The organism is Flavobacterium saccharophilum, assembly GCF_900142735.1.
In the GTDB taxonomy this organism is placed as follows: domain Bacteria; phylum Bacteroidota; class Bacteroidia; order Flavobacteriales; family Flavobacteriaceae; genus Flavobacterium; species Flavobacterium saccharophilum.
In genome coordinates this window covers 429588-442417 of record NZ_FRBY01000003.1, presented here as the reverse complement: position 1 = coordinate 442417, position 12830 = coordinate 429588, and the positions used below count along the sequence as shown (strand labels likewise).

Annotated in this window: 8 protein-coding genes; all 8 read left to right on the top strand. The window is 34.8% G+C overall.

Features of this window, described 5'->3' with window-relative positions:
• The first annotated feature begins 4 nt into the window (after window positions 1–4).
• The 8 genes from BUA98_RS11890 (at window position 5) to BUA98_RS11855 (ending at window position 12804) form a co-directional block, all read left to right on the top strand.
• Window positions 5–370: a response regulator transcription factor gene (locus BUA98_RS11890; protein WP_072972750.1), complete on the top strand. Its 366-nt coding sequence runs from the start codon at window positions 5–7 to the stop codon at window positions 368–370.
• A complete protein-coding gene (locus BUA98_RS11885; RefSeq protein WP_072972748.1) occupies window positions 370–1584 on the top strand; it encodes a YaiO family outer membrane beta-barrel protein in 1215 nt (404 codons plus the stop codon). Before BUA98_RS11890 ends, BUA98_RS11885 begins: the two co-directional genes overlap by 1 nt.
• A gap of 1 nt (window position 1585) precedes the next feature.
• The gene (locus BUA98_RS11880) at window positions 1586–2407 is read left to right on the top strand and encodes a hypothetical protein (protein WP_072972747.1); all 822 of its coding nucleotides are present in this window, start codon (window positions 1586–1588) and stop codon (window positions 2405–2407) included.
• A 9-nt stretch (window positions 2408–2416) separates the two neighbouring features.
• A complete protein-coding gene (locus BUA98_RS11875; protein WP_072972745.1) occupies window positions 2417–3847 on the top strand; it encodes a glycosyltransferase family 2 protein in 1431 nt (476 codons plus the stop codon).
• 451 nt (window positions 3848–4298) lie between these two features.
• Window positions 4299–5810: an alpha-L-rhamnosidase-related protein gene (locus BUA98_RS11870; RefSeq protein ID WP_244279196.1), complete on the top strand. Its 1512-nt coding sequence runs from the start codon at window positions 4299–4301 to the stop codon at window positions 5808–5810.
• Window positions 5811–6008: 198 nt separating this feature from the next.
• Window positions 6009–7052 carry a GntR family transcriptional regulator gene (locus BUA98_RS11865; protein WP_072972742.1) on the top strand — a complete coding sequence of 348 codons (1044 nt, stop codon included), beginning with the start codon at window positions 6009–6011 and terminating at the stop codon, window positions 7050–7052.
• Between the two features lie 159 nt (window positions 7053–7211).
• Window positions 7212–9548, top strand: a complete 2337-nt coding sequence (locus BUA98_RS11860) for a beta-glucosidase family protein (RefSeq protein WP_072972740.1) — start codon at window positions 7212–7214, stop codon at window positions 9546–9548.
• A 217-nt stretch (window positions 9549–9765) separates the two neighbouring features.
• Window positions 9766–12804, top strand: coding sequence for a SusC/RagA family TonB-linked outer membrane protein (locus tag BUA98_RS11855; RefSeq protein WP_072972739.1), 3039 nt, complete (start codon window positions 9766–9768; stop codon window positions 12802–12804).
• Window positions 12805–12830 lie beyond the last annotated feature (26 nt).

The following is a 12830-nucleotide window of genomic DNA, read 5'->3' as shown; positions in this document are numbered from 1 at the left end:
ACCTATGAGAATCATTTTATCTGAAGATAATGATATTCTACGTAAATCATTATCCTTTTTCCTGGAGTCTAAGGGATTTACCGTTGACCAGTTTTCTGATGGAAAAGAAGCATTAGATGCAATTGAAACAAATAATTATGATTTAATCCTGACGGATATCAACATGCCCGGCATAAGCGGAATGGAAATTACTCAATATGTTAGAGAGACTATAGGTTCTGATGTTCCGATCATTATATTTACTTCTTCAGGTGTCGAGCAAACAGAACTAGATTCATTTGATCTTGGGGCAAACGAGTTCATTGCGAAACCCGTGAGTCCTGCCGTGCTTTTAGTGAGAATTAATAAATTACTAAAAACACGTGCTTAATGAAGTTGCTATATTATACAATTTTCCTGCTGCTTATTTCTCCTGTCGTACTGGCACAGGAAAATACTATTGATGAGGTTATGGGACGCGCAAAGCGCGAAGTAGAAAAAGGTAACTATGATGCCGCACTCTCACTTGTTGAACCTTTAAGTGCAAAATTTCCTGAGAATGAAGAAATAAAAATTTTCACCGGACGTATTTATAGCTGGAAAAAAGATTATAATACTTCTGTCAAAATTTTAGCACCTATGGCAGACCGGACTAATCCAAGTCCCGATGCTTTATTGGCGATTATAAATACGTACTATTGGTCAGAACAATTCGAGAAGTGTATTACGTATTGCGATCGGTATTTAGTAATAGAACCAAATTCGCTTGATGTTTTAAGGATAAAAGTAAATTGTCTGGAAAAATTAAATCGCAATGAAGAAGCTTTGGCCATTATCGAAGAAGTATCGATTACCGATAACAGTACTCAGGCTTTTAGAGGAGTGAGAACACTGATTGGGCAAAAGGCAAAAAATGCAATAGCGGCTTCCTATTTAAATATTTCTACATCAAATCCGGGACAATCACCTTTACATTATGGTTATGTCGAGTATTCTCATAAGTTTACTAAATCAGCACTTGTGGGTCGTGCCAATGTTGGTCATGTTAATGGTGATACGCAAATGCTGTTTGAAGCAGACTATTATCAAACTTTTGCTAAAAAGAATTATTTGTATGTAAATGGAGGTATTTCAACAGGAGAGACAGTGTTTCCTGTAGCAAAAGCGGGTGTTGAATATTATTTCGTTCCACATAAAAAATTTGATTATGCCTTGGGAGTTCGATACATGCATTTTGAAGCAGACGATGTAACCTTACTAACGGGACAATTGGCCTATCATATTGGTGTCAATACAATTGCATACCGACCTTATTACGATACGGCAAACGAACTATTTTCTCATGTTTTGAGCTTTCAGAACACAAATGACGAAAAAGAAAGGATCATAAGATTAGAACTGCAATATGGTAATGTACCCTATCTTTATCTTTATAATAGCCTGACCCAGCCTTTAAAGTCCTACAGAGCTGGTATACAATACCAACATCGTCTTGGTAATTCCTTTTTTGTCAGACCTGTTTTTCTTTATGAGTACGAAGAATACTTACCTGATGAATTCAGAAATAGATTCAATGTTCAGGTTATCCTAACAAAACGCTTCTGATATGAAACTGTGGGAACTTTATAAGAGTGGAACCTGGGTAGAACCTTTTTTAATGCTGTCAATAGGCTTGTTTATTATAACATCTATTATTCTTTACGTATTAATTATTAGTAGCCGAAGCAGGAATATTAGAAGAAACAGACGGCTTACAGATTATAATAAAATAATTGAAAATTTAATGTTTTCGGTAGTTTTTCAGGATATGCCATTTTCTGAAGTGAAAAAGGATGAAAATTTTCACCGACTTATGAATAATACTTTTTTCAGGGAAGTTCTGATAGATTCGATTATGAATCTTCATAAAAATTATGAAGGAAATTATGCCGAAAAACTAGAGCGGTTTTACAAAGATTCAGGATTGATAAAAGACTCCTTCAAAAAACTCAGGAGTCTGAGGTGGGAAGTAAAATGCAAGGGAATTACAGAATTATCAGAAATAAATTGTGCTGACGCTTTTGACAGGATCATAAAAGCATCTCAAGGCGGAAATAAAATTTTAAAAATCACCGCTGTAAATGCCGCTATAAAGCTTGGAGGTACAAAAAGTATAATTTATCTCATAAAGTATTCTTATCCTATTGATGACTGGACGCAGATCAATATTATAAATGCTTTCAAAAAGCATGATATTGGTGATACTAAAGGGGTTGAGTTATTGCTTGAATCTCAAAATACAACAGTTATAGCACTTGGACTTAAGCTTATAAAAGAGCTTAAACTGACACAAAAAATTCCTTACGTAACAAAGCTGGTTGCCAATGCTCCAAATACATTAATAAAGTACGAAGCACAAAACCTACTGCAGATATTAACCGTAAAATAGAATCAACAAATGACTTTTGTTACTACTGAACTATCACTGTTTTTTGAGGAATATCTTTTCCTCATAATTGGTTATGCGGTATTAATTATGTCTTCTTATCTAATATTGGCACACCTTTCTACCAGAGAGCTTAGAGAATATCTTAAAAAAAATAGTTTTGTTGATTATGATGTACTTCTGACAAGTGAATTTGCGCCAAGTCTTTCCCTAATTGCTCCTGCTTACAACGAAGGTTTTACAATTGAAGAAAATGTAAAATCGCTGCTTTCCCTTAATTACAATAATTATCAGGTTATAGTAGTCAACGATGGGAGTAAGGATAATTCTATGGAAATCCTGATTAAAAAGTACGATCTTCTGTTGACAGAACTTGATATTCATCCAAAAATAGAAACTAAAAAAGTTAGAGGAATTTATGCTTCCAGAAATGCCGCTTTCAAAAAATTGATTGTTGTAGATAAAGAAAATGGAGGTAAAGCTGACGCGCTGAATGTCGGACTTAATATCGCCCAGAATCAATATGTGGTTTGTATTGATGTTGATTGTATTCTGGATAAAGATGCGTTGCTCAAGCTGGCAAAACCTTTTCTGGAATCTCACGGTAAACGTATTATAGCAACCGGAGGCGTAGTCAGGATAGCGAACCAATGTGTTATTAAAAACGGTCGTTTGGTTGAGGTAAATATTCCGGATAAGATGCTCCCAAGAATACAGGTTTTAGAATACTTAAGGGCATTTCTTCTGGGAAGAATGGCATGGAGCAGGCTAGATGGTCTATTGCTTATAAGTGGGGCATTTGGTGCATTTGACAAAGAGATCGCTTTATTGGCGGGCGGTTATAGTACAAAAACAGTTGGAGAGGATATGGAACTGGTGGTAAGAATGCGCCGTTATATGTTAGAGAGTAAAATACCGTACGGAGTCAGTTATATACCAGATCCGCTTTGCTGGACAGAAGCACCTGAAGATTTTAAAATTTTCAAGAAACAGCGCAGCCGCTGGATGAGAGGAACTATTGAAACGCTTAGCTTGCACAGAAAAATGTTTCTGAACCCTAAATATAAATTGTTGGGTATGATTAGTGTACCGTACTGGACATTATTTGAATTCCTGGCTCCCGGGATAGAATTTATAGGTCTTGTAATAACATTTGTATTTATTGTGATGGGTTTACTCAACTGGCATTTTTTCGTATTGTTGGTTCTTTTTGTTTACTTTTTTGCTGTAATGTTTTCTGTGATAGCGTTATATAATGAAGAGCGCTCTTATCATAAATACCCAAAGCAAACCGATTTTTTTAAACTTTTAATAGCAGCTTTCATAGAACCAATTTACTTTCATCCACTAACAGTTTATGCAGCTTTAGTTGGTTATAAAGAAAAAATTATGGGAACCAAAGGTTGGGGAGAAATGACCAGAAAAGGTTTTACTAAGAAATAAAAAAAAACGTAAAGACTTTTTTTTAGTCTGTTACGGTTTTTTTGTTGAATTGATGGGATCTCAATTGACCACCTTTTTTTTCGATATAGATATTTCACTTTGATACAGGTAATCTTGTGACAGCAAAAATATTTCATCTTTACTTGAAAAAAGAAGGTTTTACAGCATACTACAGGACAGCTGATATCCTATCTTACTTTATATTTGAGAAATTAAGATGCAAAAGATGTTGTATATTTTTATGGAACATCCTTTAGAATATTGCAGTTATTAATAATACTATTATCTAACAACCATTTTTACTATGAATCAGCAATTAAAAAAAATTATCCTTTCCACATTTGTTTTACTCTTTGCATCACAGCTCTCTGCCCAAGACTTTTATAATACACAAACACGTGATAAATGGCTCAAAATAGCTAAAGATAATCAACCAAAGCTGGTAGAAAAATTGAAATATCCAGTTTCACTGGCAGATATTACTGCCGATGCAAGTGCTTTTCAGGGATATAAAACAACAAAAGGAAAAGACATACAGACACTTTATACAACATCTCTTAAAAAACAGTCTGGAAATGTGATAGATTTTGGAGAGCACCTTACCGGTTATTTTACATTTTCATTGCAAACATTGAATAGTACTGCCGATGCTCCAGTACGCTTAAAGTTTACATTTGGTGAAGTACCTTCTGAAGTTTCTGTGCCATTTGACCCATATACTGGAGGTCTGAGCAGAGCTTGGCTACAAGACGAAGTAGTTACAGTTACAGAATTTCCTGCAACTATAACAATTCCAAGAAGATTGGCTTTCAGATATGTTAAAATAGAGGTATTGGGTAGTTCGCCTTATTTCGATTTTGTATTAAATGATTGCTTTATCAAAGCAACAACATCTGTATCTTCCTTACCAGCTCCATTAGCTTCAACAACACCTGAGATATTTTCAAAAATAGATAAGGTAGCACTAAATACGCTTAAAGAATGCATGCAGACTGTTTTTGAGGACGGACCTAAACGTGATAGAAGATTATGGATAGGAGACGTGGTTCTTGAATCTCAAGCAAATATGTATTCTTTTAAAGAACATACTCTCACAAAACGTTGTTTGTATTTATTAGCAGGGCTTGCGCAAGAAGATGGTTTTTTATACAGCAATGTATTTGAAACCCCAGTACCACATGCTCAGGAAAAATCTCCCTTTTTATTTGATTATTCATTGCTTTATAATGTTGCTTTAAAAGAATATTTGGGTGCTACCGGAGATAAAGAGACTGCCGAAGATTTATGGCCAGTTGCTAAACGTCAGATGGACAATATTTCAAAATATCTTGATAAAGATGGTGTATTTAATGCAGCGCAGGCTGCAAAAGATGGATGGTGGCTTTTTGTTGACTGGAATGATAAGCTAGACAGGCAGGCATCGTTGCAGGGTATAATGATTTATTCCATGAAAGAAACTTTAGCATTAGCAAAGATGATAGGAAAGGAAAAAGAGGTTAACCAACTTTCTGGATTAATAACAAAAATGTCAAATGGTGCAAAAACAAAATTATTTGAGAAAAAACTTGGGCTCTTTGTAAGTGGCGCTTCTCATCAGGTTTCTTATGCTTCACAATCTTGGCTTGTTCTTGCGGGTGTCCTAAAAGATAATGAGAACCAGAAAGTTCTAGCAAACCTTCAAAAGTATAATGAGGCAGTTAAACCAGGAGCTCCATATATGTATCATTATTATGTTCAGGCATTAATAAATTGTGGTCTTACAAATGATGCCAAATCTATAGTCGAGACTTACTGGGGAGGAATGGTAAATAAAGGAGCAGATACATTCTGGGAAGTTTACGATCCAACTAATGAAAAACTTTCACCTTATGGATTTTATCCTATGAATAGTTATTGTCATGCTTGGAGCTGTACGGCTACTTACTTTATTCGTAAATATCCTAATATATTTCAAAAGCAGTAAAAACGTATAAAATAATTAGTCGTTAAGATATAATTCTTATAAAACATTTATGTAAAAGCGGTTTGTCATGTGACAAACCGCTTTTTTCCATTAAAAATAAAAATTTATGTTTATTTCCCTGATAACTCAAAAGTTTAAAGCATATTTTTGCGCAAACTACAATAAGAATGTTAACTTCATTCTTGAAATATTACGATTATGAAAGAGATAGAAATTAAAATTAATGAAGACTCAAGAGTTCCTAAATACAAGCAGATTGTAGACTCTATCATAAATGACATTATATTAGGGAAAATAAAAGTAGGAGAAAAAATTCCATCTATAAACGAATTGAGTGAATCTTGCTACCTTTCAAGAGATACAGTTGAAAAAGCTTATAAAACACTTAAGGATCGAAAAGTAATTGAATCCGTACATGGAAAAGGGTACTATACTACTAAAACAGATTTGATTTCAAAACTGAACATTTTTTTTCTTGTCAATAAGCCAAGTACCTATAAAATGGAGGTCTATAATTCTTTTGTAGATACTATCGGCATTAATGCTCATGTGAATCTTTATATCTATCATTGCGATCAATCACTCTTTATAAATGCTTTAGAGGAAAGTCTGGGTGCATATGATTACTATGTGATCATGCCTCATTTTAGAGATAAAAATTCAAACCATGTTAGTTATACTGATGAAGTTCTTAAAGTAATAGAGAAAATTCCGAAGGAAAAACTTTTGATTCTTGACAATTCAAAACCAATTATCAAAGGAAAATACAGTACCATTTATCAGGATTTTAAAGACGATATCTATAATGCTCTAGGAGAAGCGCTTGAAAAATTAAAAAAATACGATAAAATCATTCTGGTTTATCCCACCAAATCAGTAAACCCATATCCACGCAGAATTCTTAACGGATTTCTTCAGTTCTGTCATGAACATGATCTGGATTTTGAGGTTATGGAGGAAATTTATGAAGGAATGGAATTTACAGGTAAAGATGTTTATATTGCTATTCAGGAAAGAGATCTTGTGAAATTACTACGTCAGGTGCGCTCTAATAAACTTGTATTAGGAAAAGATCTAGGAATTATTTCATATAATGAAACTCCATTAAAAGAACTACTTGACATAACGGTTATCAGTACTGATTTTGTCGCTATGGGAGTTACGGCAGCTAATATGGTATTAGGAAATAAAAAAGAAAATATAAAAAATCCGTTTAATTATATCGAACGTAATTCGCTCTGATTTCCTGATTATACTTTAATTACAGTACACTACAGGACGGCACTCCTGAAAGTTCTAAATAAGTTTGGGGAAAAGAAATTTAGTAATGGATTTTTGCAGAAATTTTAACTGCAATATCCATTTTAAGATTTCTGCTTTACTAACCCAAAAAACTTAAATATGATTAAAGGTAAGATAAAGGCATTTATTCTCTTTGCCGTACTATCCCATCTACAAGGAATTGCTCAAAAGACACCACAACTTGGAAAAGATCCAATTGACAAGGTTATCAATGCCATGACTCCTGAAGAGAAAGCTAGCATGCTGCTCGGATCAGAAATGCATGGTGCAACTTTAGATAACCAACCAAGGCTTCTTGTGCCTGGTGCTGCAGGAGGTACCTTTCCTATTAAAAGATTAGGTATACCGGCAGCTGTTCTTGCTGATGGACCAGCAGGTATTAGACTTGATCCTAAAAGGCCAAATGATCCTAAAAATTATTATGCTACAGCTTTTCCAGTGGGAACAGCACTCGCATCTACCTGGAACACTACATTAATTGAAGAGGTAGGCAGAGCCATTGGGAATGAAGTAAAAGAATACGGAGCTGATATACTTCTTGCTCCAGCAATTAACATACATAGGAATCCTTTGAATGGTAGAAACTTTGAATATTATTCTGAAGATCCTCTTATCGCGGGTGAAATTGCAGCATCATACATTAAAGGTGTCCAGTCAAACGGAGTTGGAACATCTATAAAACATTTTGCAGCTAATAATCAAGAAACGAACCGACTTTCAATCAATGAACATATCAGCCAAAGGGCAATGAGGGAAATATACCTTAGAGGATTTGAAACGGCCATAAAAAAATCACAACCCTGGACTGTAATGTCTTCTTACAACAAAGTAAACGGAACTTATACATCAGAACGAAAAGACCTTTTAAGTGATATTCTGCGTGAAGAATGGGGATTTAAAGGTTTTGTAATGAGCGACTGGTTTGGTGGTTATGAAAGTTTTGAAAGCATAGGAACAACTGCAAGTAATGTAATAGCGCAAATTGAAGCAGGAAATGACTTGATGATGCCAGGTATGAAATTACAGCATGAAAAACTTGTTCAGGCAATAAAAGACGGAACAATTTCTAGTGTTTCTGTAAATAATAGTATTAGAAGAATATTGGAAACTATTATTAAATCGCCTGTCTTTAAAAAATATAAGTACAATAACAGTCCTGACCTTAAAGCACATGCTGCTATCACAAGACAAGCGGCAACAGAAGGAATGGTCTTGTTGAAAAATGAAAATAATGCACTTCCATATTCTGTAAGCAATCTTCCGGTCGCTGTTTTTGGAATTACATCTTATAACTTTATTTCTGGAGGTACTGGAAGTGGTGATGTAAACGAAGCTTATTCTGTATCATTACTTGACGGTTTGAAAAATGCAAATTACAAAATTGATCAAAAACTTGCTGATCTATATATTCCTTTTGTTCAGGACGAGGCAAAAAAAGAAAGCGAACGCCGTGAAAAATCGGGTGGTATTCTGGCAGTTCCAAAAAAAATGCCTGAACTTGAACTTGAGAACTCTGTAATTAAGGAAAAAGCAAATACCTGTGATATCGCCATAATAACAATCGGAAGAAACTCTGGCGAGAATGCTGACCGCCAAATTAGTGAAGACTTCTATCTGGCCCAGGATGAAATCTCTTTATTAAACAAAGTCTCCAAGGCTTTTCATGCACAAAATAAAAAAGTGATCGTAATATTAAATATTGGCGGCGTAATTGAAACTGCAAGCTGGAAAGATAAAGTTGACGGTATTGTTGTAGCATGGCTTCCAGGACAAGAAGGAGGTAATTCTGTTGCCGATATATTGTCTGGAAAAGTTAATCCATCTGGAAAACTCCCAATGACTTTTGTAAACGATTATAATAATCATCCTTCAGCAGCAAACTGGTTAGGAACTCCCGCATCAAATCCAAAAGATGTTTCTTATGAAGAAGGAATATATGTAGGGTATCGATTTTTTAATACTTATGGTGTAAAAACATCCTATGAATTTGGCTATGGAAAATCATATACAGATTTTAAATATTCAAATATAAAATTATCTTCTACAACATTTGAAAACGAAGTTACAGTGAGCGTAACAGTTACAAATACTGGCTCAAAAGCAGGTAAAGAAACTGTTCAGCTTTATCTATCGGCACCAGCGGTTCTGGTTGATAAACCTACTCATGAACTTAAAGGTTTTGCAAAAACAAATATTCTTAAGCCTGGGGATTCTCAGACAGTTTCTTTGATATTAAAGATAAAAGATCTTGCGTCATTTGTTGAAAATAAAAACGCTTGGATTGCCGAAAAAGGTACTTATTCTGTGCAGTTAGGATCTTCTTCCAATGATATCAGACAATCTATTGAATTTAATCTAAATCAAGAAAATATTGTCGAAAAAGTGCACGCTGCATTTCGATTAGATGAGCAACTGAAGGAAATGCATTCAAACTAGAAAATATACATTCAAAAACTGTCGCCTTGGAAGAAATTTCAAGGCGATTTTTCTTTATAAAAATCATAGAAAATTGTTTAAAAGCCCTTTAAAATTAAGCAATTTAAGTTTTTTTTAACCATCTCATAACAGTACAGGACACCTAAGATAACGATTTCGTTTAATATTGAATTATAATTACAAACTAACTTTTTATTAACTAACCAATCAATTTATTATGCTAAAATCATTGCCAATACCTAAAAAGTATTTTTACGGATTGCTACTGCTATTTTTTGCAGCTGCCAATGCGTTTGCGCAGAATAGTAACATCACAGGAAATGTAAAAGACAAAACAGGAGAAATTCTTCCTGGAGTTAACATCGCTGTAAAAGGAAACGCAGGAGGTACTTCAACAGATTTTGATGGGAATTTTTCTATAGCTGCTCCAGCTGGAAGCACATTGGTATTTTCTTTCTTAGGATTTCAAAGTCAGGAAATTAAAGTCTCAGGTAGTAACTCCTTGAAAATTATAATGTCTCCAGACACAAAATCACTTGATGAAGTGGTAATTGTTGCTTATGGTACGCAAAAGCAAAAAAATGTTACCGGAGCTGTACAGACACTTAGTGCTGCTACCTTAAAAGATCAGCCGGTTCCACAGCTGACACAAAAACTACAGGGAAAACTTGCCGGAGTGCAAATTACGCAGAATTCAGGTATACCTGGCCAAGGAATGACAATGAGAATTCGTGGTGCTGCATCAATTTCTTCAGGAAGTGACCCTCTTTATGTTGTTGACGGTTTTCCTTTACAAGGGAATCTTGCAAATATCAATCCTGATGAAATCGAAACGATTACAGTATTAAAAGATGCATCATCCACGTCTCTTTACGGTTCAAGAGCATCAAATGGAGTTGTACTTATAACAACAAAAAAGGCAAAAGCGGGCAAAAGTCAGTTTGCAGTATCTATTTATACTGGTGTTCAGTCAATACCATCAAATGGTTTACCTGATATGATGAATGCACAACAGTTTGCCCAATTTAAAAAAGAAATCGCTATTGAAAGAGGGCAGCCTGTCGCACCAGAATATGCTAATCCACAACAATATGGAGAAGGAACTGACTGGCTTAAAGCTGTTACGCGTGATGCTCCAATTACCAATTACTCAATTACCTATTCTTCTTCAGGTGAAAAGTTCAGTACATCTATTATTGGAGGTTATAATAAAGTAGAAGGTGTTTTACTAAATTCAAGCTATGATAGAATTTCTGTAAGAATGAATTCTGAATATAAATTTAACGATAAGGTAAAAATTGGAGTTAATGCGGCTCCTACTTATACACATAATAAGACTCCTCAAAGTGACGGTATTTGGTACAACTCGCCAAGTATTATACAATCTGCATTATTAACATCACCTCTTGCACCATATAAAAATGCAGATGGAACAATTCCTACCACTGTGGGTTGGGAATATGGAACTGCCGCATCACCAAACTGGTATAATCAGGTTCAGATTATTAAGAATACATCAAGTAACGTGGGGCTTTTATCAAATGCTTTTATAGAAGCAAAATTAGTAAAGGGTCTTACATTTAAATCAAATATTGGAGTAGATCTTGGGAATTCAGTAAGTGATTTTTTCTCGCCTTCAACTGCAGGAAGTATTTTTAATCCACCAAATGAAGCCGATGCGTCACGTATCAGCGGTGCTCACACTAATCAATTCGCATACTCATGGTTGTGGGAAAATACACTTTTATATGAAAAATCTATAGGAAGTCATAATTTTGATGCACTGGTAGGTTATACAACTCAGGCAGCCCATTCTGAAAGTGCTTCTATGACAGGTTCAGGATTTCCTGATAACAGGGTAGAGACTTTAAATGCTGCTAAAACTATTAAAGGATCCACTGATATTCAAGAATGGAGTCTTGCTTCACTTGTGGCAAGATTAAACTACAATTATAAAAATAAATATCTATTCTCTGGAGCAATCAGACGTGATGGTTCTTCAAGATTCGGTTCTGATAATAAATGGGGTAATTTTCCATCTGCATCTGTAGGATGGGTTGCTACAGAAGAGTCGTTTATTCCTAAAAATAACACTTTATCATTTTTAAAACTTCGTGCAAGTTACGGTGTTACAGGAAATAATAATATAGGGAATTATCTTCAATATGCTAATGTTGTAGCTACAAATAATCCGTTCAACAACCAACTATTGAGTGGAAGCAGTATCGCTGGACTTAATAATAATGAACTTGGATGGGAAACAACAGAACAGTTCGATGCCGGAATTGATATAAACTTTTTTAATGACCGTATTCGCTTTAACTACGATTATTACAAGAAAACAACTGATGATTTGTTGTATTCTGTTGACATTCCAATTTCATCTGGATTTTTTAACTATACAACAAACATAGGAAAAATTGAATTCTGGGGACATGAGTTTTCAGTTTCAACAGTCAATTTTACCGGTCCGTTCAGATGGACAACCGATTTTAATATTTCTTTTAACAGAAACAAAGCTCTTGCTTTGGGAACAGCAAACGCAGCTATCTACGGTGATATGACTATTACACAAGTAGGGCAGCCATTAGGGCAGCTATATGGTCTTCAATGGGATGGAATTTACGAAACACAGGCGGAGTATGATTCATCTCCAAAACATGAAGGTGCAAGTGTAGGAAGTGTTAAATATAAAGATATTAATGGTGATGGTGTTGTAACAAATGATTCAAAAGACCAAACTGTCCTTGGAAATACAGCTCCTAAATTTAACCTTGGATTTACCAGCACGATGAATTACAAAGATTTTGATTTTACTGTTGTGTGTCAGGGAGCGTATGGAAATAAAATTATAAATACTGCTGAAAGATTTACAGCAAATCTTGATGGTACATTTAATGTGACTACTGATGTTGCGAATAGATGGAAATCTGAGGCAGATCCTGGTGACGGAAAATACGGAAAAGCATCAGGGAATACAGGACCTGAAAGAGATTGGGCAAGTTCAAAATGGATGTATGACGGAAGCTACCTAACTATCAAAAATATCACTCTGGGCTATAGTTTCAACAATGCCGGAGCAGATTATTTAAAAGGTCTTCGTCTATATCTATCTATTCAACAGGCTTATGTGTTTTCAAAATATCCGGGAAATAATCCTGAAGTTTCAGCAGGTGCTGGTCTTTTCTCAGGGGTTGATAATACAACATATCCAGTTCCAAGAACATTAGCAATGGGTCTAAACTACAACTTTTAATGAATAAATCTAAAAAAAAATATAGC